Source organism: Frankia sp. BMG5.23 (genome assembly GCF_000685765.2).
In the GTDB taxonomy this organism is placed as follows: domain Bacteria; phylum Actinomycetota; class Actinomycetes; order Frankiales; family Frankiaceae; genus Frankia; species Frankia casuarinae.
The window spans coordinates 134,296-158,085 of sequence record NZ_JDWE01000007.1; the positions used below are offsets into that span (position 1 = coordinate 134,296).

General features: G+C 70.4%; 25 protein-coding genes, 1 tRNA gene and 1 pseudogene. 22 read left to right on the forward strand and 5 right to left on the reverse strand.

The features are described from left to right. Positions 1-54: 54 nt before the first annotated feature. From BMG523DRAFT_RS05445 to der, 9 genes are all read left to right on the forward strand, one after another. The gene (locus BMG523DRAFT_RS05445; protein WP_011435892.1) at positions 55-1,044 is read left to right on the forward strand and encodes a ParA family protein; all 990 of its coding nucleotides are present in this window, start codon (positions 55-57) and stop codon (positions 1,042-1,044) included. 39 nt (positions 1,045-1,083) lie between these two features. Next, on the forward strand, positions 1,084-1,773 hold the full coding sequence (locus tag BMG523DRAFT_RS05450; protein WP_011435893.1) for a M50 family metallopeptidase: 690 nt from the start codon (positions 1,084-1,086) through the stop codon (positions 1,771-1,773). A gap of 40 nt (positions 1,774-1,813) precedes the next feature. Continuing rightward, positions 1,814-2,758, forward strand: a complete 945-nt coding sequence (locus BMG523DRAFT_RS05455; RefSeq protein WP_011435894.1) for a ScpA family protein — start codon at positions 1,814-1,816, stop codon at positions 2,756-2,758. After that, positions 2,755-3,330, forward strand: coding sequence for an SMC-Scp complex subunit ScpB (gene scpB / locus BMG523DRAFT_RS05460; protein ID WP_011435895.1), 576 nt, complete (start codon positions 2,755-2,757; stop codon positions 3,328-3,330). Before BMG523DRAFT_RS05455 ends, scpB begins: the two co-directional genes overlap by 4 nt. A 16-nt stretch (positions 3,331-3,346) precedes the next feature. After that, on the forward strand, positions 3,347-4,105 hold the full coding sequence (locus BMG523DRAFT_RS05465) for a pseudouridine synthase (protein ID WP_023840520.1): 759 nt from the start codon (positions 3,347-3,349) through the stop codon (positions 4,103-4,105). Between the two features lie 24 nt (positions 4,106-4,129). Then, on the forward strand, positions 4,130-5,242 hold the full coding sequence (locus BMG523DRAFT_RS05470) for a prephenate dehydrogenase (protein WP_011435897.1): 1,113 nt from the start codon (positions 4,130-4,132) through the stop codon (positions 5,240-5,242). A 94-nt stretch (positions 5,243-5,336) separates the two neighbouring features. After that, complete coding sequence (cmk, locus tag BMG523DRAFT_RS05475) at positions 5,337-6,143, forward strand: (d)CMP kinase (protein ID WP_011435898.1); 807 nt, start codon at positions 5,337-5,339, stop codon at positions 6,141-6,143. After that, positions 6,140-6,967, forward strand: coding sequence for a 1-acyl-sn-glycerol-3-phosphate acyltransferase (locus BMG523DRAFT_RS05480; RefSeq protein ID WP_011435899.1), 828 nt, complete (start codon positions 6,140-6,142; stop codon positions 6,965-6,967). The genes cmk and BMG523DRAFT_RS05480 overlap by 4 nt, the downstream gene beginning before the upstream one ends. Positions 6,968-7,102: 135 nt before the next feature. Next, the gene (der, locus tag BMG523DRAFT_RS05485) at positions 7,103-8,566 is read left to right on the forward strand and encodes a ribosome biogenesis GTPase Der (RefSeq protein ID WP_011435900.1); all 1,464 of its coding nucleotides are present in this window, start codon (positions 7,103-7,105) and stop codon (positions 8,564-8,566) included. 131 nt (positions 8,567-8,697) lie between these two features. Here der and BMG523DRAFT_RS05490 read toward each other — a convergent pair. Further along, positions 8,698-8,771, reverse strand: a tRNA-Pro gene (locus BMG523DRAFT_RS05490). A gap of 161 nt (positions 8,772-8,932) precedes the next feature. After that, positions 8,933-9,508: a hypothetical protein gene (locus BMG523DRAFT_RS05495; RefSeq protein ID WP_023840519.1), complete on the reverse strand. Its 576-nt coding sequence runs from the start codon at positions 9,506-9,508 to the stop codon at positions 8,933-8,935. Positions 9,509-9,882: 374 nt separating this feature from the next. On the opposite strand from BMG523DRAFT_RS05495, the gene BMG523DRAFT_RS05500 reads away from it, so the two are divergent. The 13 genes and pseudogenes from BMG523DRAFT_RS05500 to BMG523DRAFT_RS24225 form a co-directional block, all read left to right on the forward strand. Then, complete coding sequence (locus BMG523DRAFT_RS05500) at positions 9,883-10,812, forward strand: class F sortase (RefSeq protein ID WP_011435902.1); 930 nt, start codon at positions 9,883-9,885, stop codon at positions 10,810-10,812. 532 nt (positions 10,813-11,344) lie between these two features. Then, positions 11,345-12,460, forward strand: a complete 1,116-nt coding sequence (locus BMG523DRAFT_RS05505; protein ID WP_035941301.1) for a C40 family peptidase — start codon at positions 11,345-11,347, stop codon at positions 12,458-12,460. 260 nt (positions 12,461-12,720) lie between these two features. Continuing rightward, positions 12,721-13,329 (forward strand): CDP-alcohol phosphatidyltransferase family protein, encoded by a 609-nt coding sequence (locus BMG523DRAFT_RS05510; RefSeq protein WP_011435904.1) that lies wholly within the window; start codon positions 12,721-12,723, stop codon positions 13,327-13,329. 18 nt (positions 13,330-13,347) lie between these two features. Continuing rightward, a complete protein-coding gene (locus BMG523DRAFT_RS05515; protein WP_043590556.1) occupies positions 13,348-15,834 on the forward strand; it encodes a mannose-1-phosphate guanyltransferase in 2,487 nt (828 codons plus the stop codon). Positions 15,835-16,016: 182 nt separating this feature from the next. After that, a complete protein-coding gene (locus BMG523DRAFT_RS05520; RefSeq protein WP_235186883.1) occupies positions 16,017-16,793 on the forward strand; it encodes a DUF881 domain-containing protein in 777 nt (258 codons plus the stop codon). Next, the gene (locus tag BMG523DRAFT_RS05525) at positions 16,790-17,122 is read left to right on the forward strand and encodes a small basic family protein (RefSeq protein WP_011435907.1); all 333 of its coding nucleotides are present in this window, start codon (positions 16,790-16,792) and stop codon (positions 17,120-17,122) included. The genes BMG523DRAFT_RS05520 and BMG523DRAFT_RS05525 overlap by 4 nt, the downstream gene beginning before the upstream one ends. 2 nt (positions 17,123-17,124) lie before the next feature. Beyond that, on the forward strand, positions 17,125-18,030 hold the full coding sequence (locus BMG523DRAFT_RS05530; RefSeq protein ID WP_043590558.1) for a DUF881 domain-containing protein: 906 nt from the start codon (positions 17,125-17,127) through the stop codon (positions 18,028-18,030). A gap of 137 nt (positions 18,031-18,167) precedes the next feature. Beyond that, entirely contained in the window at positions 18,168-18,548 is a 381-nt protein-coding gene (gcvH, locus tag BMG523DRAFT_RS05535; protein ID WP_035908712.1) for a glycine cleavage system protein GcvH, read from the forward strand. Positions 18,549-18,841: 293 nt separating this feature from the next. Continuing rightward, positions 18,842-19,387 carry an FHA domain-containing protein gene (locus BMG523DRAFT_RS05540; RefSeq protein WP_009739506.1) on the forward strand — a complete coding sequence of 182 codons (546 nt, stop codon included), beginning with the start codon at positions 18,842-18,844 and terminating at the stop codon, positions 19,385-19,387. A gap of 97 nt (positions 19,388-19,484) precedes the next feature. Continuing rightward, positions 19,485-20,180 (forward strand): MerR family transcriptional regulator, encoded by a 696-nt coding sequence (locus BMG523DRAFT_RS05545; RefSeq protein ID WP_347272458.1) that lies wholly within the window; start codon positions 19,485-19,487, stop codon positions 20,178-20,180. Positions 20,181-20,347: 167 nt separating this feature from the next. Further along, the gene (locus BMG523DRAFT_RS05550; protein WP_009739504.1) at positions 20,348-20,833 is read left to right on the forward strand and encodes a bifunctional nuclease family protein; all 486 of its coding nucleotides are present in this window, start codon (positions 20,348-20,350) and stop codon (positions 20,831-20,833) included. A 591-nt stretch (positions 20,834-21,424) separates the two neighbouring features. Beyond that, a complete protein-coding gene (locus BMG523DRAFT_RS05555) occupies positions 21,425-21,964 on the forward strand; it encodes a MerR family transcriptional regulator (RefSeq protein ID WP_035958339.1) in 540 nt (179 codons plus the stop codon). A gap of 55 nt (positions 21,965-22,019) precedes the next feature. Next, positions 22,020-22,154: pseudogene (locus tag BMG523DRAFT_RS24225) on the forward strand (daunorubicin/doxorubicin resistance ABC transporter ATP-binding protein DrrA); the annotation flags it as partial. Positions 22,155-22,491: 337 nt separating this feature from the next. Here the strand turns inward: BMG523DRAFT_RS24225 and BMG523DRAFT_RS05560 are convergent. From BMG523DRAFT_RS05560 to BMG523DRAFT_RS26250, 3 genes are all read right to left on the reverse strand, one after another. Next, positions 22,492-23,001 (reverse strand): SAM-dependent methyltransferase, encoded by a 510-nt coding sequence (locus BMG523DRAFT_RS05560; protein WP_083494754.1) that lies wholly within the window; start codon positions 22,999-23,001, stop codon positions 22,492-22,494. 94 nt (positions 23,002-23,095) lie between these two features. Next, positions 23,096-23,413 carry a hypothetical protein gene (locus BMG523DRAFT_RS25815; RefSeq protein WP_043590560.1) on the reverse strand — a complete coding sequence of 106 codons (318 nt, stop codon included), beginning with the start codon at positions 23,411-23,413 and terminating at the stop codon, positions 23,096-23,098. Positions 23,414-23,553: 140 nt separating this feature from the next. Next, positions 23,554-23,790: IS3 family transposase (locus BMG523DRAFT_RS26250; RefSeq protein ID WP_235462884.1), on the reverse strand; the 237-nt coding region annotated here is incomplete at its 5' end.

Sequence of the window (23,790 nt, forward strand, 5' to 3'; positions counted from 1 at the left end):
TCGGTACGCTCCTACCGGTCCGTTTCTGCTCTTTGTAGAAGGAGCAATCCCTCAGTGGTCCGTTTCACCGACACGTCGTCCGTCGCCTCACCGACCCGCCGCTTCTATGGGGAGGTGACGGTCGGTGATCCCCGCCTGTCCGAGGACGGGCGGCTCGAGGCCGGCGGTGAGAGTGTCGATGCGGGGGTGGGCGAGCCCGGACCCACCGGACGGCCGCTGCCGTCGTTTCCCGTCCCGCCCCCGCTGACGTCGCACGGTCCCGCCTGGATCGTCGCGATGTGCAACCAGAAGGGCGGGGTCGGCAAGACCACCAGTACGATCAACCTGGGTGCCGCTCTCGCGGAGTACGGCCGGCGGGTACTCCTCGTCGACTTCGATCCTCAGGGTGCGCTGTCGGTCGGGCTCGGCGTCAACCCGATGCAGTTCGACCTGACAGTGCACGACCTCCTGCTGGGCGGGGACGCCGACGTCCGCGAGGTGATCGTCGAGACCCAGGTCGATGGGCTCGACCTGCTGCCGAGCAACATCGACCTGTCCGCCGCGGAGGTGCTGCTGGTCACCGAGGTCGGCCGCGAGCACAGCCTCGCCCGCGCGCTGGCGCCGATCCTCGACGAGTACGACGTCATCCTCGTCGACTGCCAGCCCTCGCTCGGCCTACTGACCGTGAACGCGCTGACGGCGGCGGACGCCGTCATCGTCCCGCTGGAATGCGAGTACTTCGCGCTGCGGGGAGTGGCGCTGCTGTTGCAGACCATTGACAAGGTGCGCGAGCGGCTCAACTCGCGCCTGGAGCTCGCCGGCATTCTGGCCACCATGTACGACGCCCGCACCCTGCACGCCCGGGAGGTGCTGGCCCGGGTCGTCGAACGGTTCCCGGACGAGGTGTTCCACACTGTGATCAACAGGACGGTTCGGTTCCCGGAGACCACGGTGGCCGGCGAGCCGATCACCACCTACGCCCCGACGTCGGTGGGGGCTGCCGGCTACCGGCGACTCGCCCGGGAACTGATGGTCCGGCACGACACGCCGCCAGCCGTCGGCTGAACCGGGACAACGAGGCGATCGGGGCGAAAAGGTAGCGACGTGCTGTTCCACCTTGCCGAACCCGCGGCGCTTCTCGGGATCCTCCTCGCCTTCCTCATCGGGATCTTCGCCCACGACGCCGCCCAGGTGCTCGTGGCCCGGCTGGTCCGTGACCCGACCCCGATGCGCTCGGGGCGGATGATGACGGGCCTGAAGGACCGGCTCAGCCCGTTCAGCGCAGTCGCCGTCTTCGTCGTCGGCTACGGCTGGGCCGAGTCGGTGCCCATGAACGACGTGTGGCGGCGCCGCCGGTTCCACGTGGCCGCTGCCGTCCTGGCCGGGCCGCTGACGTATCTCCTGCTCGCCCTGGCCTCCCTGGCGGTGTTCCAGCCGCTCGGCGAGCCGGGGCTGGTGCGACTCGGTGACCGCGTCACCGAGGTGACGGTGCCGAACAGCTTCGGTGCCGAGCTCGCGTTGTGGATGGCCGTCACGTTCGGGTCGATGTTCATCATCAGCCTCGTCCCGGTCCCCCCGACAGACGCCGGGCGGTTGCTGTTCCTGCTCGGTCCGACCACGGCTGGCTGGCGCAACGCCCGGTACCAGTTGGCCGAGCGCAACATCGGGTTGGGCATCCTGCTGGCGTTGTTGCTGCTGCCGGTGCTGTTCGTCGGATTCCCCTCGGTCGTCGGCCAGCTCATCGGCCCGTTGCTGCGGGGACTCGCCTCGCTGATAGGCCTCAACCTGGGGTGATGATGATCACGTCGACGCCGCCGGGGCGTAGCGTGGCGCCATGACCCGGTCTCGCGCCGCCCCGGCTGACCAGGCCGCTCCGGCTGACCAGACCGACGGGAAGGCCGCCCCGCGCACCGGCGTGCCGACGGGTCGTGGTGGGCGCACGGAGACCTTCGTCGTCGAACTCGACAACTTCACCGGCCCCTTCGATCTGCTGCTCTCGCTCATCGCCAAGCATCGCCTCGACGTGACCGAGGTCGCGCTCTCCCAAGTCACCGACGAGTTCGTCGCGCACATCCGGCGGCTGGGGGACCGGTTCGACCTCGGCCAGGCCACCGAGTTCCTGGTGATCGCGGCGACCCTGCTCGACCTGAAGGCGGCCCGGCTGCTGCCGGGCGCCCTGTCCGAGGACGAGTCGGCGGACCTGGCCCTGCTGGAGGCCCGCGACCTGCTTTTCGCCCGGCTGCTGCAGTACAAGGCGTACAAGGAGGCTGCGGCGCTCTTCGCCGGCCTCATGGCCCTGGAGGCGCGCCACACCCCCCGGGCGGTACCCCTGGAGCCCCGTTACGCCGCCGCGCTGCCGGAGGTCCAGATCGGCATCGGCCCGACGGAGCTCGCGGCGCTCGCGGCCCGGCTGCGTGAGCCGCCGCTGCCGCCGCTGGTTGCGACCGATCACGTGCACCTGCCCCGGATCAGCGTGCGGGAGCACATGCTCGCCGTCATCGCGATGCTGCGCGAGGTGGGCACCGCGACCTTCGGGATGCTGTGCGTCGGCTGTCGGCAGACCATCGAGGTGGTGGCCCGGTTCCTGGCGCTGCTGGAGCTCTTCCGCGAGGGCCGGATCTCCTTCGACCAGCAGGTCCCGCTCGGCGAGCTGACGGTGCGCTGGATCGCCCTGGATCCGGCGGTCGAGGCGGACGCCCCGCCGATCGGCCACGGGCTGTTCGGATCTGATCGGTACGGTGGGGACGCGCAGGAGGAGTCGCGGGAGGTGGCGTCGTGACCAGGGAGGCCGGGGCTGCCGGGGAGGCCCGGCCGCCGCTGGGCGCGTTGCTCGAGGCGGTCCTCATGGTCGCGGAGAAGCCGGTCGGCGTCGCGGAGCTCGCGACTGGCCTCGGCGCCCCGGCGCTGGAGGTCGAGCGGCTGCTCGCGCAGCTCGCCGAGCAGTATGTCCGCGACGGCCGTGGCTTCCGACTGCGGCACACCGGTGGCGGCTGGCGCTTCTACACCGCGGACGAGTGCGCCCCCTGGGTCGAGCGCTTCGTGCTCGCCGGCCAGTCGGCCCGGCTGTCGCAGGCCGCGCTGGAGACCCTGGCCGTCGTCGCCTACCAGCAGCCGGTGAGCCGGGGGCGGATCTCGGCGGTGCGGGGTGTCTCCGCCGACGGCGTCATCCGCACCCTCACCGCCCGCGGCCTGGTCGAGGAGGTGGGGCACGATCCGGAGACCGGCGCGATCCTCTACGGCACCACCGACTACTTTCTCGAACGGATGGGGCTGCGCGGGCTCGACGAACTGCCGCCGCTTGCCCCCCTGCTGCCCGGTATCGATGAGATTGATGACATTGTTACGTCATGAGTACCAGGTTCCCGTCATGAGTAGCGGTGACCGCCCGGACGGGCCCCAGGACCAGGGCATCCGGCTGCAGAAGGTGCTGGCCGCCGCCGGGGTGGGCTCCCGCCGGCACGGCGAGGAGTTGATCGCTGCCGGTCGGGTCCGGGTGGATGGCACCGTGGTGCGCGAGCAGGGCCGCCGGGTCGATCCCGAAACCGCCCTCATCGAGGTCGACGGTGAGCGGATCGTCACCCGGACGGGCCTGGTCCACTTGGCGTTGAACAAGCCGCGCGGGGTGCTCTCGGCGATGTCGGACGACCGGGGTCGGCCGACGATCGCGGATCTGCTCGCGGAGTTCGGCGGCGGGCTGTTCCACGTCGGCCGGCTCGACGCCGACAGCGAGGGGCTGCTGCTCGTCACCAACGACGGAGAGCTCGCGCACCGGCTCACCCATCCCTCGTTCGCCGTCCCCAAGACCTACCTCGTCGAGGTGTCCGGTCCGCTGCGCCGTGACGTCCTGCGCCAGCTGCGCGCGGAGGTCGAACTCGACGACGGCCCGGTGCGCGCGGACTCGGCGCGCATCGTCGACAACGCGAACGGACGGGTGATGGTCGAGGTCGTCGTGCACGAAGGGCGCAAGCACGTCGTCCGCCGGATGATGGACGCCGTCGGCCACCCGGTGCATCGACTGGTGCGCACCCGGTTCGGGGCGGTGTCGCTGGGAACCCTGCGCGCCGGGCGGGCCCGTCACCTCACCCGTCACGAGATCGGCGCCCTGTATCACGGCGTCGGTCTCTAGGCCCGAGGCTTTAGGATCAAGGCCATGGTCGGGTTGGAATGGGATGCCGCACGCCTTCCGCGCCTGCGCCGGGTCGGGGTCGTCGGCACGGGCCTGATCGGGACCAGCATCGGTCTCGCGCTGTCGGCAAGGGGCGTCGAGGTCCTGCTCCGCGACGTGGACGAGGCACAGGTCGCGCTTGCCGAGAAGATGGGGGCCGGGCGGCCGTGGGCGGGGGAGCGGGTCGATCATGCGGTCGTCGCCACCCCACTGCCGAGTGTCGCGGTCCAGGTACGCGCCCTGGCCCGCTCCGGCCTCGCGGACACGATCAGCGACGCCGGCAGCGTCAAGGTCCGACCGTTGGTCGAGGGAGTCCAGCTCGGCTGCGACCTCACGACGTGGTGCCCGGCCCACCCCATCGCCGGCCGGGAACGGCACGGGGCCGTCTCCGCCCGGGCGGACCTGTTCGCCGAGCGGGTCTGGGCGGTCTGTCCCGTCCCGCACACCGGGTCGGCCGCGGTGCACGCCACGGTGGCGCTGGCGTTCGCCTGCGGGGCCACGCCGGTGCGGACCACCCCGCAGCGTCACGACGCGGCGATGGCGTCGGTCTCCCACGTGCCCCAGATCGTCGCGAGCGCGCTCGCGGGGGCGCTCGTCGGGCTGCCGGAACGGGACGTGCCCTTCGTCGGGCAGGGGTTCCGCGACACCACCCGGCTCGCCGACAGCGACGCCGAGCTGTGGTCGGGGATCATCGAGGGTAACCGCGGCCCGATCGCCGAGCGGGTGCGTTCCCTCGGCGCCCAGCTCACCGCGCTCGCCGACGTCCTCGACACCGGTTCCGGTGACGAGGTCACCGCCGCGGTCTCCCGGCTCATGCGGGGCGGCCAGGCCGGCCGTGCGCTGCTTCCGCGCAAGCCCGGCGCCCCGGCGCAGTCCTGGGGCTGGGTGGGGGTCGTGCTCGACGACCGACCCGGCCAGCTCGCCGCGCTCGTCGGCTTCATCAGCCAGTGGCAGATCAACATTGAGGATGTCGGGCCCTTCGAGCACAGCCTTGACGCACCCGCCGGCATCGTCGAGCTCGCGGTGGATCCGACGGCCGCGGACGAGCTCGTCGACCGGTTGACGCTCAACGGCTGGACGGCATACCGGCGATCCTGATGCCGTACCGAGTAGCCTGATCCGGGTTGCACATGTCGGCATCCGCGGGGGCGCGATCCGACGACTCTTTATGTGACCGGGACGGAGGAATCGGGTGAAGCCCGACCACGGGTCTGCGCTGTCGGCGGGAAGCACGGTCACCGACAGCCGGGAGGGAACGTCTGCGCCGCTCGGGTCCGAGGGAGATGGTCCCGCGGTCCACGAAGGCGGGGCCGAGGGTCTGATCGTGGCGGTCGACGGTCCCGGAGGGTCGGGGAAGAGCACCGTGGCCCGCGAGATCGCCCGCCGCCTCGGCCTGCGGTACCTCGACACTGGGGCGATGTACCGCGCGGTCACCCAGCTCGCGCTGGAACAGCGGATTGACATCGAGGACTCGGCGGCGGTCGCGGAGCTGGCCGAGCGGGCGGTGATCTCGGTCGGTACGGACCCGGACGAGCCCTCGATCGCCATCGACGGTGTCGGGGTGGACGCCCAGATCCGCACCCGCGCGGTGACCAACGCGGTCAGTGCGATCGCGGCGGTGCCGGCGGTGCGGGCGTTGCTCGTCACCCAACAGCGTCAGGTGATCGCCGCCGCGTTGCCGGCCGGCGGCATCGTCGTGGAGGGTCGCGACATCGGCTCGGTCGTGGCGCCGGGCGCCCAGATCAAAGTCTTCCTCACCGCCTCGACCGAGGTCCGTGCGCTGCGTCGCTCCCGCCAGCTCGGGGAGAAGGGCGTCGACGACGTCGCCCGGACCCTCGCCGAACTCGACCGGCGCGACGCGCTCGACAGCAACCGGGCGGCGGACCCGCTGGCCATCCCGCCCGACGCGGTGGTTCTGGACTCGACGGCCCTGTCGGTGTCCGAAGTCGTCGACGAGGTGCTTCGGCGTTGCGAGCAGCTGCCGAACCGGACGAGATGACCACGTCGAACCCCCGCGTTGAGGCGCCCCGCGTTGAGGCCGCTCGGCCGGACGACGGTGCCGGCGAACGTGCCGCGGAGGCGGCCCGGCGGGCCGCCCGGGTGGCGCGTGGACCGGTCCACCGGGGTGCCGCGTCACCGATCTACAACGACCTCCCGCACCGCGTCCTCAAGCCCGGGGTCCGCTGGTTCCTCAACCGGGTGGTCATGCAGATCAGCCTGGAGGGGCTTGAGAACGTCCCCTTCGACGAGCCGTTGATCTTCGCTGGGAACCACAGCAGTTGGCTGGATGGCCCGTTGGTGGTGATCGAGTCCCCACGGACCGTGCGCTGCCTGAGCAAGGTCGAGATGTACCGGGGGGTGCTCGGCCGGGCGCTGCTGTTCAGCGGTCAGATTCCGATCGATCGTGATCGGGCCGACCGGGAGGCCCTGCACACCGCGCTGGACGAGCTCTCCCGTGGCGGGGCGATCGGGCTGTTCCCCGAGGGCACCCGGGGCAGCGGGGAGATGGCGGCGGTCCAGCACGGCATCGCCTACCTCGCGGTGCACGGCCGCTGCCGCGTCCTACCGGTGGCCTGCATCAACACCGGTGCCGCCCTGCCCCGGGGGGCGCGCTGGCCGCGCCGGTCGGTGCCGATCCGGGTGGTCTTCGGTGCGCCGTTCGCGGTGGAGGTCCCGGCGAACCCACGCTCGCGCAAGGCGCTGGCCGCCGTCGCGGAGGACATCCGGGTGCGCCTGCTCGACCATCTGGCGACCGTCCGGGCCGGAAAGGCCTGCGGCGAGGCGGGCGGGACCGGCGGAGCTGACCGGGCCGGCGCCGGGTAATCTGAGCAAGATCGCTGCTCGCTCCGGACGGGCGGGTGAGAGCCCCCGGCGATCCGACCACGCTCGCGTGTCCGGCGCCGAGCCCGGGAATCACAGGCGATCCCCGTCCCACGATGACAGTTGGCAGTGACAGTGATGAGCGGACAAGACCTATCAACGGACCTCGGCGCGGCCGGGTTCGACCGGTTTGCCGACGGTGGCCTCGGCGATGACGTCGGCGGCCCCGATGGGTTCGCGGGCGAGCTCGACGGCGAGTTCGCGGGCCCCGGGATCGGTCAACCGGTGGTGGCCGTCGTGGGGCGACCCAACGTGGGCAAGTCGACGTTGGTCAACCGCATCCTCGGCCGGCGGGCCGCGGTCGTCGAGGACGTCCCCGGGGTGACCCGTGACCGCGTCGCCTACGACGCGGTCTGGAGCGGGCGGCGGTTCACCCTCGTCGACACCGGCGGCTGGGAACCCGACGCGACGGGGCTGGCCGCCCAGGTCTCCGAGCAGGCCCGCGCGGCGCTCGACACCGCCGATGCGGTGCTGTTCATCGTGGACGTCGTCACCGGTGCCACCGACGCCGACGAGGCGGTCGCCCGGGTGCTGCACCGCTGCGGGCTGCCGGTGATCCTGGTGGCGAACAAGGTCGACGACGTACGATTCGAGGCTGATGCGGCGGCGCTGTGGAGCCTCGGGCTCGGCGAGCCGCACCCGGTCTCGGCCCTGCACGGCCGGGGCAGTGGAGACCTGCTCGACGCCGTGCTCGCCGCGTTGCCCGAGGCGCCGCGCGAGATCCTCACCGAGTCCGACGGCCCACGGCGGGTCGCCCTGATCGGCCGGCCCAACGTCGGCAAGTCGAGTCTGCTGAACAAGCTCGCCGGCAGCCGGCGGTCGTTGGTGCACGACGTCGCCGGCACCACCCGGGACCCGGTCGACGAGCTGGTGACGGTCGGCGGCGAGGAGTGGATGTTCATCGACACCGCCGGGCTGCGCCGTCGCGTCCGGGAGGCCTCCGGCGCCGAGTACTACTCGTCGCTGCGCACCGCCTCGGCCCTGGAAGCCGCCGAGGTCGCCATCGTCCTGCTCGCCGCGGACGAGCCGGTGACCGAGCAGGACCAGCGGGTCATCTCGATGGTCGTCGACGCGGGACGGGCCCTCGTCCTCGCCTTCAACAAGTGGGACCTGGTGGACACCGACCGCCGGCTCACCCTGGAACGGGAGATCGTCCGTGACCTCGGCCGGGTCGCGTGGGCGCCGCGGGTGAACGTCTCGGCCCGTACCGGGCGTGCGACCGACCGGCTCGCCCCCGCGCTGCGCACCGCGCTGGAGTCCTGGGGTACCCGGATCCCGACCGGCCGGCTGAACACCTGGTTGGGTGAGGTCGTCGCCGCGACCCCGCCGCCAGCACGTGGAGGGCGGGTTCCGAAGGTCCTGTTCGCGACCCAGGCCGGAGTGCGCCCGCCGCGGTTCGTGGTGTTCACGACGGGTTTTCTGGAGTCGTCCTACCGTCGATTCCTGGAACGCCGGCTCCGGGAGGACTTCGGCTTCGCCGGTTCGCCCATCTCGATCTCGGTGCGGGTGCGTGAACGCGGCGACCGCAGGGGCGGCGGCTGACGGTTGGACCGGGTTCCGGCCGTCAGCCGGGTGGGCTTTCCGGTCCGGCCGGACCGGCGTGACGGCGGCTTACGACGAAAAAACCCGTTGAGCAGGCTCACCTGCCTGAGCAACGGGTTTTACCACCTCTGTCGGGACGACAGGATTTGAACCTGCGACCCCCAGACCCCCAGTCTGGTGCGCTACCAAGCTGCGCCACGTCCCGTACAGCAGCCACATTACCGTACCGGCGACCACTACGGTGACCGGGGGTCGCGTCGTTGACGACGCGACCCCCGACCCTCGTGCGTGGGCCCCGCGTGGGACCAGGCCGAGGCCGTCACCCACGAGGGTGTCCGCACGCCGCAGGGCCGCCGAACAGCAGGGTCAGCTCGCACCCTGGGCGCGCCGTCGGGTAACCCCGGCGCCGATCAGCAGGGCGCCCACTGCCGCACCGGCCAGCGGGAGCAGGGGCGAGGACCCGGGGTCGGCCATCCCGCCGCCACCTGCGGCGACACCGCCCCCCGGCCCGCCCCCCGGCCCGACGCCGGCACCGACGCCGGCACCGACGCCGGCAATGGCGCAGTCGCGCTTCTTGTCGTCCCAGTTGAACCAGTCGTCCTTGCCGTCCTTGCCGTCCTTGCCGTTCTTGCCGTCCAGACCGTCCTTGCCGTCCAGACCGTCCTTGCCGTTCTTGCCGTCCAGGCCGTCCCTGCCGTCGTCGATCCGATCGGCCCGGATCCGCTTGTCGCCGTCGATCTTGTCATCGCGGTCGCGGTCCTTGCCGTCCAGATTGTCCTTGTCGCCAAAGAGGCCCCACCCGTCCTTCTTGTCGTCGCACCGGTGGTTGTCCTTGTCGTCGAGGGCGTGGGCAGCGGCCAGGCCGGGCCCGAAGGTTAGGGTGACGCTCGCCGCGCTTGATATCGCGAGAACGGCGGCGCTTCGACCCATACCTTTCTTCATCTGGTCCCCTCTCTCACGTACGGTGATCTATTCGTTACTGCGAGTGATACCATAGCGACTGAGTGTGGGGATGCGGGTTAACCGCCCGGGCGTGGTGCGGCCGGATCGACCTCCTTGTGGCGGCGATCGGGTTGCTTTTTCGGTCTAGTTCGTCCAGTTTTCGGTGATCTCGGAATCGTTGAGACCGGTACACCTCGCTCACAAGCATGCCGCTCACGGAAAGTATCTTCACTGATTGGTAGAGTCACCGTCGGTGGTTTCGTGACCCTGGCACGTGACGGTTCGGAGCCGCGGGCGGGGCGCCGGACGATCCACCTCGGGAGCGATCCGCACGCGTACGTGGACGATCGACGGGCGGGATGGCGGGAGGAGCTGTGAAAGGTGGGACGGGCGGCGGTAACCAGCGGCCCGCGAACGGCGCACCGACGGCCTTCTCCGTCCGGACACCCGTCGCGGGTCGGCGCATCCCGCTCTGGCGGTGGCTTCTCCTCGTCGGGGCGGTCCTCGTCCTCGGCAGCGGTTTCCGGCTGGCGGAACCGGCGTTCGATGCCGTCCATGGCGCTCCCGGGGCGGACGCGACGGCCGACATCGCCGACGTCCCGCCGCCGCCCACCCCCGTGCCGACGACCGGCCGGTTCGGGCTACCTCCCGCCGTCCCCGAGCAGCCAGTGGTGGTCGTCAACAATCCGTCCCGGCTGCGCATCCCCCGGATCAGGGTGGACGCTCCGATCATTCATCTGGGTCTGAACCCGGATGGCACGCTCGGGGTGCCCAAGGCATGGGGAGATGTCGGCTGGTATGACCGCGGTCCGGCGCCTGGTGGCATCGGCCCTGCCGTGCTCGTCGGCCATTACGATTCCACCACCGGCCCGGCGGTCTTCTACCGGCTGCACGAGCTCGTGCCCGGCGACCGTATCGAGGTCGCTTCGCCGACCGGCGTGTCCACGACGTTCGTCGTCGATCGCGCGGAGAACGTGGTGAAGTCGAGGTTCCCGACGAACCGGGTCTACGGACCGGTAATCCGCCCTGAACTGCGCCTGATCACCTGCGGGGGCGCCTTCGACCGGAAGGCCAGGCACTATCTCAACAACCTGGTGGTGTACGCGCACGCCGAATCCTCGGCAGGAGCCGCGCCCGTCGTGCCGGCCCGGTCTGCGGCGAGCGTGCTTCCGCCGGATCCGTCGCGGGGGCCCGTGCCCGCGCACCCATCGCCCGGGCACCCATCGCCCGGGCAGCCGTCGCCCGGGCAGCCGCCGGCGCAGGTCGGTTCCGTCCCGAGCGTGAACCCGCCGCCCGCACCCTGACGACCCGGCCCGTTCCGCTGCCGGATCGCCGACGAGACAGCCGGCGAGATCTACGACACGTCGATGCTCGGGGCGTCGTGACGACCTGACGCGAGGTGGCGTGATCAAGCCGCCGACGGACACCCGGCGTGACGGCATCCGTACTTCTTGCCGAGTAGCGACGGTCTTCTGGTGCCGTGTTCAAGCGTTGGGGTGGGGGTGATTGCGAGCCGCCCGGGTATGTCCACTATGGTCATCAACGGCACTTCTGTTCTACCGATCCATAGGTGTCCGGATTATGAAGTGTCTGCTACATGTCATACAGATATACCTATTTTGATAGAGATACCCGTCGGACCGATGTGCCTGGTCCTGCCCCCGGTTCGGCGGCCCCTCCGAGTATGTCGGGGCAGGTGCGGGGAGCCGTGGTTCCGGGTGTGGCCGGCGGATCCGGCCGCGTTCTGGCGGTGACGGCACTGACCGGGTCGTCGGCCGCCGGGCTGGCCAGCCCGAACCCGACAGCTCCCTCGTAGGCGCACGGGAAGGACACGTCTTGCCCCGTCGTGGTATGGCCTGGCTTCCGGAGGACTGGGACCAGTTCGTCCGGAATCGTCAGCGCCCGCCGGCGCCCCACGGCTCCTCAGGCTCCGGCGCGGCTCGCCGCCGTACCACTCCTCCTCCGCGACGCGCGGTCACCATCGCCGCGTTCACCACCGGGACGATCGCGGCCTCGACCGCCGCCTTCGCGGCCACCGTCCCCGGGGGCGCCGACGGAACCTCGTCACTGGAGTCGAACTCCCTCACCCAGGAAGCCGCGCTCGTCCCGGGACACCACGCCACCGGCGGCGATGCGGCCTCGGCCCGCAGGCTCGCCCCGTTGGCCACCGCCATCGCGGACCACGACCCCGTCTTCACCAGCGTCTCGATCGCCGCGGACAAGACCTCGGTCGCGCCCAACACCCCGGTGGTGCTCACGGTGCGGGCGTTGGAATCGGACAGCGGCACCCCGCTCGCGAACCAGGACGTCCGTATCGTCGTGGTGAACGGTCCCCAGTGGCAGACCTCCACGAGGTTGCGGACCGACGCGAACGGCGCCGCGCAGATCACCGCGCGCCTGCTCTCCACGACGACGATCACCGCGGTCTTCGACGGATCGAACGCCCTGCGTCCCTCCGTGGCCGGTGCCGCCACGGTGACGATCGCGAGTCCGACGGGTCCGGGACGGTCGGGTTCGGGAGGGTCGGGTTCGGGAGGGTCGGGTTCGGGAGGGTCGGGTTCCGTCATCGACCAGGCGATCCCAAAGGTCATCCCGGGTAGCTCGATCGGGGAGAAGGCCGTCTACCTCGCGTCGTTGAACAAGGGTAAGCCGTATGTCTGGGGCGCGGAGGGTCCGTACTCGTTCGACTGCTCCGGACTCGTCCAGTACGTCTTCAAACAACTCGGCCGCTCGCTGCCGCGCGTGGCCGAGGACCAGTACCGGGTCTCGATGAAGGTGCCCCAGTCCGGCAAGCAGCCCGGCGACTTGATCTTTTACGGTACTCCTGGGAATATCTACCATGTCGGCATCTATGCCGGGAATGGGTATATGTGGGCTGCCCCGCAGACCGGCGGTGTCGTGTCGCTGCGGCCCATCTACAGCTCCACCTACAAGGTCGGCCGCATCCTCTGAGCCCGGTCCCATCCGACCCGGTCCGAACGCCGGGGTACCCCGCCGGCGGATCCCTCTCCGCTCCCCGTGTCCCACGATCCGCTAGCGTCAGCGATGTCCGGCCCGTCGGCGGGGCGTTGCGGCCCCCACCGGGCCCGGACGTCCCCACTGGCGCCGAACCCGTCGGGTGGGGACCTGCGGGAGCGCCGGGTGCGGTGGGCTGCCGTTCACCGCCTTCGCGGCGCGTCGCGCCGCCCAACCGGTGGAGGAGAGACGGCCGCATGACCATGCCCACCGCCTCGGACCGGATCTGGACGGTTCCGAACGCGCTGTCCGCCCTGCGGCTGCTCGGCGTGCCGGTCTTCCTCTGGCTGGTGCTGGGTCCGAAGGCGGACGGTGCGGCGCTCGGCGTTCTCGCGTTCGCCGGAATCAGCGACTACCTGGACGGCAAGCTCGCGCGGGTGCTGAACCAGACGAGTCGCCTCGGCGTCCTGCTGGATCCCCTCGCCGACCGGTTCTACATCCTCGCCACCATCGTCGCTCTGACCCTCCGCGGGATCGTGCCGGTCTGGTTCGCGGTTCTGCTCCTTGCCCGCGACGTGGCGCTGCTGGCGCTGCCGCCGTTGCTGCGCAGGATCGGGGTCGGCGTCACGCTGCCCGTGCACTACCTGGGCAAGGCTGCGACGTTCAACCTGTTGTACGCCTTCCCTCTCCTGCTGCTGTCCGCCGGGGATTCCTGGCTGGCCACCGCGGCACGCCCGGTCGGATGGGCGTTCGCGATCTGGGGTACTGCCCTGTACTGGTGGTCTGGTCTTCTGTACTTCGTCCAGGCCGGCCAGCTCGTCCGGCGCTTCCGGGCGGACGCCCGGACCAGCGCAAGTGGGAGGTGACCGGTGAGAGCCGTCGTCATGGCCGGTGGCGAGGGCACCCGGCTGCGTCCGTTGACCGCGAACCTGCCCAAACCACTGCTCCCCGTCGTCAACCGGCCGATCATGGAGCATGTGCTGCGCCTACTCAAACGGCACGGCTTCGACGAGACGGTGGTGACCGTCCAGTTTCTGGCCTCGATGATCCGGACATACTTCGGTTCCGGTGACGAGCTCGGGATGCACCTGTCGTACGCCACCGAGACGACCCCGCTGGGCACCGCCGGCAGCGTGAAGAACGCCGAGGACGCCCTGCGGGACGAGGCGTTCCTGGTCATCAGCGGGGACGCGCTGACCGACATCGACCTCACCGACCTGGTTGCCTTCCACCGGCGTCAGGGCGCGCTCGTCACCGTCGCGCTGAAATCCGTCCCCGATCCGCTCGAGTTCGGCATCGTCATCACCGGCGAGGACGGACGGATCCAGCGCTTCCTGGAGAAGCCGACCTGGGGGCAGGTGTTCTCCGACACCGTCAACACCGGCATCTACGTGATGGAGCCCGAGGTGCTTGCCCAGGTGCCGCCCGGCGAGGCGGTGGACTGGTCCGGCGACATCTTCCCCCGGCTGGTCGAGGCGGGTGCCCCGGTGTACGGCTACGTGGCGTCCGGGTACTGGGAGGACGTCGGCACCATCGCGAGCTTCCAACGGGCCCAGGCCGACGTGCTCAACCGCCAGGTCGACGTGGAGATCGGCGGTTTCGAGGTGTCCCCCGGGGTGTGGATCGGTGAGGACGCCGAGGTCCATCCGGAGGCGATCCTCAAGGGGCCGCTCGTGGTCGGTGACTACAGCAAGGTGGAGGCCGGCGCCGAGCTGCGGGAGTTTTCCGTGCTGGGCAGCAACGTGCTGGTGAAGAGCGGCGCGTTCCTGCACCGGGCGATCGTCCAGGACAACGCGCTCATCGGCCCGCAGACGAACCTGCGCGGCTGCGTCATCGGCAAGAGCACCGACGTGCTGCGGGCGGCCAGGATCGAGGAGGGCGCCGTCGTCGGAGACGAGTGCGTCGTCCGCGAGGAGGCGTTCGTCTCCCATGACGTGAAGGTGTATCCGTTCAAGACGATCGAGGCCGGCGCGGTCGTCAACACCTCCGTCATCTGGGAGTCCCGCGGCCAGCGGACCCTGTTCGGGCCGCGCGGGGTGTCCGGCCTGGTGAACGCGGAGATCACCCCGGAGCTGGTGGTGCGCCTCGCCGGCGCCTACGCCACGACCCTGAAGAAGGGGGCCACCGTCACCACCGCGCGGGACGGTTCCCGCGCCGCCCGGGCCCTCAAGCGGGCCGTCATCAGCGCGTTGACCGCCGGCGCCATCAACGTCCGTGATCTCGAGGTGGCACCGATGCCGGTCACCCGCTTCGACGTCCGCTCGTCCAACGCCGCCGGGGGGATCATGCTGCGCACCACCCCCGGAGACCCGGAACGCATCGACATCATCTTCCTGGATGCCGACGGCGACGACCTCTCCCCGGTGGCACAGCGCAAGCTAGACCGGGTCTTCTCCCGCCAGGAGTTCCGCCGGGCCTTTCCCGGTGAGATCGGTGACCTGCGTTTCCCGGCCCGTACCATGGATCTCTACATCCAGGATCTGCTCGACCGGGTCGATACCGCCGGCGTCGCCGAGGCGGATCTCAAGATCGTCGTTGATCCCTCGGGTGGCTCGGCGTCCCTGGTGCTGCCGACACTGCTCGGCCGGCTCGGCGTTGACGTGCTCACCGTCAACGGACGCGTTGACGAGACCATCCCGCCCCGCAGCGCCCTGGAGGATCTGCGGGCCACCGACCGCCTGGGCGCCCTCGTCGCCAGCTCCGGGGCGGCCTTCGGCGTGCGGTTCGATCATGTCGGCGAGCGCGTCACGATCGTCGACGAGCGGGGGGACCTCATCGACGATGACCGGGCCCTGCTGGTGTTCCTCGACCTCGTCGCGGCGGAGAATCCCGGCGCGGAGGTAGCCCTCCCGGTGACCATCACCCGGGTAGCCGACCAGGTCACCTGCTTCCACGGGCTGACGGTACGCCGGACCTCCCTGTCGGCGGCGGCGCTGACCGGGGTCGCCCGTGACGACGGCATCGTCTTCGCCGCCGACGGGCGGGGCGGCTTCATCGTCCCCGAGTTCGCCCCCGCGATCGACGGGATCGCGGCGTTCGTGAAACTGCTGGCCCTGGTGGCACGGACCCGGCTGACACTCAGCACCATCGACGCCCGGATACCTTCGGTGGCGATCCTGCGCCGTTCAGTGCCCACCCCGTGGGCGGTCAAGGGCACCGTCATGCGTCGCGTGGTGGAGTCGGTCGACCCGGATACGGGGTATGTCATCGACACCACGGACGGGGTTCGGATCGTCGGTCCGGACGGCTCCTGGATCCTGGTGTTGCCTGACCCGAGCGAGGCGGTCACCCACCTGTGGTCGGAGGGCGCCGACATCGAGGAGGCCCACGTGCTGCTGCGGCGCTGGGTCGAGGTGGTCGAGGCGCGGTAGCCGCGGCACGCGCGGCGAGGCCTTGGTCGGCGGCGCTCGGTGTCCGGTCGGTCAGAATGCCGAATGTGCGAGAACGGACCGGATGGCCACGCCGAGGGCCGGTATGCCCCGGGGCCGCCGGCCCTTCGGATCCCTGCGGAGTCTCCGGGCGGCCCCGTCGCCCCTGGCAGCGTCCCCTCGCCTTGGCCCTCGTCCTCGGCCTGCTCGGCCTGGTGATCGCGACCGGGGCCCGGCGTGCCGCGACGACGGCCGGGGAACGTGCGGAGCTCGTCGCGGCCCTGCGCGCGAAGATACATGAGCGATCCGCCGTGACCACTGCGGCCGCGACCCGGGTCGGCGAGCTGCGCCTGCGGGTGAAGACGGCGCGGGAACAGCGCGCCCGGGCCGAGCGTGAGCTGGCCTGGGCCACGGCGGCGCTGTCGGATCTCGGGCCGGCGGCAGGCTGGTCCCCCGTGCGTGGACCGGGTGCCCGGATCGAGCTCGCGGACCGGACCGCCCCCGGGCCGTCGGCACCGTCGGCACCGTCGGCACCTCGTGCGTCAACGGCACCCACCCCGCTGCGCCCGTTGACCGGGCTCGCCGGTCCCCACCCCGCACCGGCGTCCGACTGGACCCGGATTCAAGATCGAGATCTTGCCGATCTCGTCAACGTGCTGTGGATCTCGGGTGCCGAGGCTGTCGCGGTCAACGGCGTCCGCCTGACGGCTCTCAGCGCTATCCGGGCGGCCGGTGATCTCATTCTCGTCGGATTCGTACCGATGATCGCGCCGTACACCGTCGAAGCGGTGGGTGATCCGGACGATCTCGTGCGGCGTCTCGAGGAGTCCGCCGTGATCGACCGGCTGCGGCATCGTCCCGACTCACCGGTGACCTCCCTGTCGGTCGTCACCGTCAGAAACCTGACCCTGCCCGCGGCCGATCCCCAGGTGCTGCGGCATGCTCGACGGAGCGAATCATGATCGCCGTGGTAGCCCTTGCCCTGGGCGTGACGGCCGGCCTGGTGCTGGGCCCGACCGTCCCCGACTGGATGGATCCCTACCTCCCAGTCGCCGTGGTGGCCGCGGTGGACGCTGCTCTCGGCGGCGCGCGGGCCGTCGCGGAGAGGGTGTTCGACGACCGGGTGTTCATCGTCTCGTTCGTCTTCGACGTCGCGATCGCCGTCCTGATGGTGCTGCTCGGCGACCTGATCGGGTTCGGCGGCGCGTTGTCCACCGCGGTGGTCGTGGTGCTGGGCATCCGCATCTTCACCACCGCGACCGCGTTGCGCCAACATCTGATCAAGGTCTGACGATGGCGGTGACCTCGACAGGCGACCCTTCGGAATCCGGGCCCGGACGGAAGTCCGCATCCGATCCGAAGCCCGATCCGGTGCCGGTCTCCGATGCGCCGGTCTCCGATGCGCCGGTCTCCGATGCGCCGTCGGACCCGCCCACGTCGCCCGTCGTGGTCCCTGTCGCGTCGGAGCCGACACCGAGCCCGGTTCCGGGGCACGTCCGGCCGGGTCGTGCCCGGACGCGGCGTGCCCTGAGTCTGGTCCTGCTCGCCGGTCTCGGTTTCGCCGCGGTCGCCGCGACCCGGTCCGCGCAGCCGTCCTTCGGACTCGCCACCGCGCGGCCGGACGAGCTCGCCGCGACCCTCGGTGCGATCGGCGCCGTCGACCGGTCCCTGGCAGCCCGGGAGCAGCAGCTCCGCCGGGAGGCGGAACCGATGATGCCGCCCGTGCCGACGTCGGTGCCGGCCCCGGCGGCCGGGCCGGACGAGGTGCGTCGCGAGGCCGACCGGCTGGCGATCCTCACCGGCATGGTGCCGGTCACCGGATCGGGGCTCGAGCTGACGATCCAGGACCCTCACCGCGCGGTCGACGCCTCGATCCTCGTCGACGCCCTGCAGGAGCTACGGGACGCGGGCGCCGAGGCGATCGAGATCGCCGGGGTCCGAGCGGTCGTCTCGACCTACGTGGCCGACGAGCCCGGGCGGGGGTTGGTGGTCGACGGCACGTCGATCGCGCCGCCGTACGTGCTGCGGGTGGTGGGCGACGCCCACACGCTGGACCAGGCGATGCGGATCCCCGGCGGGGTGCTCGATACGGTAGCGGCACGGGACGGGGCGCAGGCGACCGTTCGGACCTCCGAGCACATCGAGATCCGTGCGCTGCGACCCGCTCCGAGTCCTCGCTACGCCCGTCCGGCCGGATAGGAGACCCCCTGTCCCCGGGCCAGCCGAGGAACGTGGTTCCTGGTGGAGTTCACGGCGCGGCGCGGCACGGTATGGCGTCGGGCCGGGCGGCGCAGAGCGGTCCGCGCAGTGGTCAGAGCAAGGGGAGGCGATCTCCGGTGTACCCGGACGACCTGAAGTACACCCGTGAGCACGAATGGATCCGGCTCGACGGGAGCACGGCACGGGTCGGCATCACGTCCTACGCGCAGGAGGCGCTGGGCGACATCGTCTTTGTCTCTCTGCCCGACCTCGGCTCCGCGGTCCAGGCCGGTGAGTCCTTCGGAGAGGTCGAGTCGACCAAGAGCGTGTCCGAGATCTACGCGCCGATCGCCGGAGAGGTGACGGCGCGCAACGAGGCACTTGCCGGTGCGCCGGAACTGATCAACTCTGATCCCTATGGGGAAGGCTGGCTCGTCGAGCTCACGGTCGCGGATGTCGCCGACGTCACCGGCCTACTGACCGCCGAAGAGTACGCGGAGCACGTGAAGGAAAACTGAGAGTATCTGGTTGGTGCTTCTGGTGGGTGGTGGGCCACGCCACGCCGAACAACACGGGTCGCACTCTTTTCACGACCGTGCCCGCGATGCACTAGCCTCGGAGTGCACCGGGGCACGATCGTGGACGGCCCGACCGTCGCCATGTGATCATCCTGGTGATGGGGGTGGGCTGCGGACGTCTGGCTACCACCATCGCAGTGTTGGCAGAGACGTTCCCGCCGCCCGTCCGGTGGCGGCCGAAGCGGCTGGGGTACCCCGCCCGTGCGGGATCCCGGCAGGAAGCGGACGCGACTGTGTTCTGCACGAGGTGCGGACAGCAGAACCCGTCCGACGCGCTGTATTGCGCGCGGTGCGGGTCTCCTCTGGTACGTCCGGGTGAGCCCGTGGCGCCGGAGAGACCCGCGGAGCAGACGTCGACGCTGAACCTGGCGGCCGCGCTGTCCGGCATCGAGGGTGACCACGTCGACGAGTCGACCGAGCGGGACGCCGTGGCCGCCGTTGACGCGCTACCTCCCGGCTCGGCGTTGCTCGTCGTCAAGAGGGGGCCGAATGCGGGGAGTCGTTTTCTGCTGGACGCCGACATGACCACCGTCGGCCGCCATCCCGAGAGCGATATCTTCCTCGACGATGTGACCGTCTCCCGTCGGCATGCGGAGTTCCATCGCTCGCCGTACACCAAGGGCTTCTCGGTTCGCGACGTCGGGAGCCTGAACGGTACCTACCTCAACCGCGAGCGGATCGACTCGGCTGAGCTCACCAGCGGCGACGAGGTACAGATCGGCAAGTTCCGACTGGTGTTCCTGACTGGCGCGAGCTACGGGGGGTCAGCGGCACGGTGACGAGGAAGGACCCACGGTGAGCGGCGGCCTCGCCGCGGCATCGTCGGCCCCGCGTTCGGGCGCAACGCGCTCGGACCAGGCCGGACAGAACGCGAAGGTGCTCAACATCGGCCAGGTTCTCGACCGTCTGCGGGCGGACTTCGCCGACATCACCCTGTCGAAGATCCGCTATCTCGAGGCGGAGGGACTCGTCGAACCCGCCCGTACCAGCGCGAACTACCGCAAGTACTCGGTCGACGACGTCGCCCGGCTCCGTTACGTCCTGCACGCGCAGCGGGAGCGCTTTCTTCCGCTGCGCGTGATCAAGGAGGAGCTGGCGTCGCTCGACCGCGGTGAGACCCCGGTGCATCGGCCTGGACCCCGCGCGCTGCCCCCGCATCCGGCCCCTACCGGCCTGGACGCGTTCCTCGGGGCGGAAAGGGTCAGAATGTCGCGCCGGGAGCTTCTCGCCGCCGCGGGGCTCGGCGACGAGGCCCTGACCGAGCTGGAACAGCACGGCCTGGTGGGTCCGATCGCCGGCGGCGGGTACTACGATTCCGACGCCCTGCTCGTCGCGCGGACCGTGGCGCTGCTGGCCGGCCACGGCGTGCAGCCCCGGCATCTGCGGGCCGCCCGTACGGTGGCCGACCGTGAGGCTGGTCTCATCGAGGCCGCCGTCGCCCCGTTGCGGGGCCAGCGCGGTGGTGAGGGCTCGGGACGGCACGCCGAGACCGCCGATGAGCTGGCGGCGTTGCTGGTCCGCTTGCACGCGGCCCTGTTGCGCTCCCGGCTGGCGGCGGGACGATCGAGTTGAGACCAAGGTGAGGAGGCTGTCGGGGCTGCGCTCGGAGTGCCTTGCCGGACAGCCGAACCGGTGGGCGCGCTGACGCCGGACGGAAGCGGGGATACTGTCTCCCCTGTGGGGTTTTCTGGCTCCGGTCACAACATCCCGCCCCGCCCCACCTGCGAGGAGGTAGATCGGTGCATCGGCTGGACATCGTCGGCGTGCGAGTCGAGCTTCCGTCGAAGCAGCCGATCGTCCTGCTCAAGGAGGTGGGCGGTGAGCGGTATCTGCCTATCTGGATCGGTGCTGTCGAGGCGACGGCGATTGCCTTCGCCCAGGAGGGCATCACGACGGCTCGACCTATGACCCATGACCTGATGCGGGACGTGTTGCGTGCGCTGCAGACGGACCTGACCCGGGTGACCATCACCGACCTCCAGGACGGCGTCTTCTTCGCCACGCTCGTGTTCGGCAACGGGGTGGAGGTCTCCGCCCGGCCGTCCGACGCGATCGCGTTGGCGATGCGGATGGGAGCGCCGGTCTACGGGGTCGAGGCGGTCCTGGCCGAGGCCGGGATCACCGTTCCCGAGGAACAGGAACAAGAACAGGAGAGCGAGCTGGAGAAGTTCCGGGAGTTCCTTGACACGATCTCCCCGGAGGATTTCAACACCCCCGGCTCCTGAGGGTTCCCGGCTCCCGAGGCTTCCCAGCCCTTGGCGTGCCCGCCTGGGAGCAGGTCGGCCGCTGAGACTGTCAGCGAGCCGTGGCCGAGGTCGGCTGTGATCCACTGTGATCCACAGTGCGGGCAGTATCGGGGCGAGCTTCCGATTTGACCGATCTGTTGAATGACGTCCGCTGGACTCCAGACACGCCGGCTTAGATCATTGAAGGAACCGCGCGTCGCTCCTACGGTCGGGAGAGCCCGACCGTAGAGTTCGTGCCCCTGCCCGCGGTAGACGTGGCGGAACGGGCTCTCTCCGGCTCTGACCTTGCCGGGCCGTGGCAACGGCGTGATGTGCTCTGCCCGGTTCCGTGCCGACGGGTGGACGGGCGGTCCCGGATTACGGGCACAGGGGTGCCACGCCGCGGCCTCGCCGGCCGTCGGTGGTCGGGGAGTCGTGCGGTCGAGGTGATCGTGGCAGGCCGCACGACAGTGGAAACGGTTCGATCGGGCCGGGTGTCCGGGATGGCGGCGTCGGGTGACGTCGGCGGTCGGGACGGATCCGGAACGGTCCAGAGGATGGGGCTGGCATGGCGGCGAAGTGCGTACAGCGATGATCGAACAGGGCCAGCTCTTTCCGGATGAGATTCCCGAACCGCCGGGGGACGACGTCGGGTACCGGGGGCCGACGGCCTGCGCCGCGGCGGGCATCACCTACCGCCAGCTCGACTACTGGGCTCGGACCGCTCTGGTCGTCCCCAGCGTCCGCGACGCGTCCGGTTCCGGCAGCCAACGGCTGTACTCCTTTCGTGACGTCCTGGTGCTGCGCGTGGTCCGCAAGCTGCTTGAGGCCGGTGTGTCGCTGCAGAACATCCGGGTGGCGGTGGAACATCTGCGTACCCGCGGCGTGGACGACCTGGCGCAGCTCACCCTGATCAGCGACGGCTCCACCGTGTACGAGTGCACCTCGGACGATCAGGTGATCGATCTTGTCCGGGGTGGACAGGGCGTGTTCGCCATCGCCGTCGGCCGAGCCCTGCGCGACATGCGTGGCCAGCTGGCCGAACTGCCCTGCGAGCGGCCTGGTCATCCGCCGGCGACCCATCCCGGCGACGAGCTGGCCAGTCGTCGGACCCGGCGGAGCTCGGCCTAGCCCCCCGCCCTTATTCGGTTCCGAACTGTCGGTGGTTCGTCGTACGGTCCGCCTCGTGACAGACAACCCGACGGTCCTCACCGAGGGCCTGCAGAAGAGCTACGGCGGCAAACGAGCGCTGGTGGGCCTGGACCTGCGGGTCGACGCCGGCACCGTGCACGGTGTGCTGGGGCCCAACGGAGCCGGCAAGCCCGCAACCGAAGCACCTGATTCCTCTTCCTGATCTCGCGATCGGAATGCGTCTCCGCAGGTCCGGCGGGCACGGGACTCGATGGACCGTCGCTCCGCAGAGCCGGGGTCGTGTACGCGGACCGTTGCAAGTCAGGTTGTGCACACGTCGGACGGCGCATGGGGCTGTTGGGTGGCTCGACCCTGACTGGGTGACCTGTCAGGCGGCGCCGGTGGTTGCGGCGGGCTGACAGCGGTGAGTGTCAGCCCGCCGGAACGACTGTCAGGTGATTGTCAGACGGGTGGGACGGGTGAGGCTGTCGCGACGGATGTCCAGCGTGCTGCTTGGCGAGGTCTGTTTACCTCACTCGGCCGATGGCGGCGTAGCTGCTGACCTGTCCGTCGGTGATGTCGCCGCTGGTGTCGTCGGGTCGCCAGCGGTGCAGCGCCTGGATGCCGGGGTCGATCAGGTCGAGACCGTCGAAGAAGCGGGCGATCTCCTCGCGAGTGCGTAGCTGCCCGGCGATGCCCTGGGACTGGTAGGCGCGGCTCGCCTGCTGGGTGGCATCGGCGTTGAAGTCGGCGGTGCCGTGGCTGAGCGCCAGGAAACTGCCGGCGGGCAGCGCGTCGACGAGCCTGCGGACGAGACGGTACGGATCATCGGTGTCCGGGACGAAGTGCAGGATCGCGATGAGGGACAGGGCGACCGGCTGGGACAGGTCGAGGGTGTCGCGAAGCTCGGCCGAGCCGAGGATCGTGTCGACGTCGCGCAGGTCGGCGTCAAGGTAGGCGGTGCGCCCCGCCGAGGTGCCGGTCAGCAGCGCGCGTGCATGCGACAGGACGATGGGTACCACCCCTTGGTTACACATGGCAAGTCGTACTCGCATGTCGGCCGTGAGCGCCGATGGGCGCGCATGGCGGTGTTCTGGGCGCGTAGGCGACGGTGGTCCCCTGCTCGGGAGGTTAGGCGGCGGGCGGACGCCGGACGAGCACGCCCGCGATGAGGGCGGCGACCGCTGGCGGGACGGGCGGGGCCTCGGCAAGCGTCTCGGCCAGCCAGCGCGCCACCGCATCGGCGTCCGATTCGGCATTGTGGGCGTTCTGCACCCCGGCCGGGCGGGCCTTCGGTCCGTCGGCGTCCGGCACCACTGTGGCGCCGTTTCCGCCCGTGTCCTCCGTGCCGGCCTGCGGTGGCCCGTCCCCTGTTTGCGGTCGATCGTCGTACGAATCGGCGGGTGCAGGATGGCGGACGCGGGACGGGCGGACGGACGGATCGACCACGGCACCTCACAGAACCGGCGGCGGAAATGCGGCAAATAAAAGCTAACCGGACTATCCTCTACCGCCAACAGGGTGCGTTCCGTCGACCGCTTCCGCCAGCTCGCACGGTGGAGCGTTCCCGATTTTGTGGACAGTACTGACTATGCTACACGAAGGACTTGTCTGTCAAATTTCTCCTCGTATTCGACGGGGGTGAGGTAGCCGATCGCGGAGTGTATCCGCTGCCGGTTGTAGTAGATCTCGATGTATTCGAAGACTCCGGTTCGGACGCGGTCGAGGGTGTCGTAAGAGTTCGGTGATGGCGTGGGTGGGCGGGCCGAAGGCCCGGCCGGTGTTGCCGGTCGGGTGGTTTTCGGCTTGTGGGTGGGGTTAGGGCT

Bases quoted from the DNA above. Each gene is read 5' to 3' on its own strand.
- BMG523DRAFT_RS05455 (WP_011435894.1), top strand. From the start codon at position 1,814: ATGACCCGGTCTCGCGCCGCCCCGGCTGACCAGGCCGCTCCGGCTGAC.
- BMG523DRAFT_RS05515 (WP_043590556.1), top strand. From the start codon at position 13,348: ATGGCCGGTGGCGAGGGCACCCGGCTGCGTCCGTTGACCGCGAACCTG.
- BMG523DRAFT_RS05530 (WP_043590558.1), top strand. From the start codon at position 17,125: ATGGCGGTGACCTCGACAGGCGACCCTTCGGAATCCGGGCCCGGACGG.
- BMG523DRAFT_RS05480 (WP_011435899.1), top strand. From the start codon at position 6,140: ATGACCACGTCGAACCCCCGCGTTGAGGCGCCCCGCGTTGAGGCCGCT.
- BMG523DRAFT_RS05470 (WP_011435897.1), top strand. From the start codon at position 4,130: ATGGTCGGGTTGGAATGGGATGCCGCACGCCTTCCGCGCCTGCGCCGG.
- BMG523DRAFT_RS05495 (WP_023840519.1), bottom strand. From the start codon at position 9,508: ATGAAGAAAGGTATGGGTCGAAGCGCCGCCGTTCTCGCGATATCAAGC.
- BMG523DRAFT_RS05465 (WP_023840520.1), top strand. From the start codon at position 3,347: ATGAGTAGCGGTGACCGCCCGGACGGGCCCCAGGACCAGGGCATCCGG.
- BMG523DRAFT_RS05510 (WP_011435904.1), top strand. From the start codon at position 12,721: ATGACCATGCCCACCGCCTCGGACCGGATCTGGACGGTTCCGAACGCG.
- BMG523DRAFT_RS05560 (WP_083494754.1), bottom strand. From the start codon at position 23,001: ATGTGTAACCAAGGGGTGGTACCCATCGTCCTGTCGCATGCACGCGCG.
- BMG523DRAFT_RS05555 (WP_035958339.1), top strand. From the start codon at position 21,425: ATGATCGAACAGGGCCAGCTCTTTCCGGATGAGATTCCCGAACCGCCG.
- BMG523DRAFT_RS05525 (WP_011435907.1), top strand. From the start codon at position 16,790: ATGATCGCCGTGGTAGCCCTTGCCCTGGGCGTGACGGCCGGCCTGGTG.
- der (WP_011435900.1), top strand. From the start codon at position 7,103: ATGAGCGGACAAGACCTATCAACGGACCTCGGCGCGGCCGGGTTCGAC.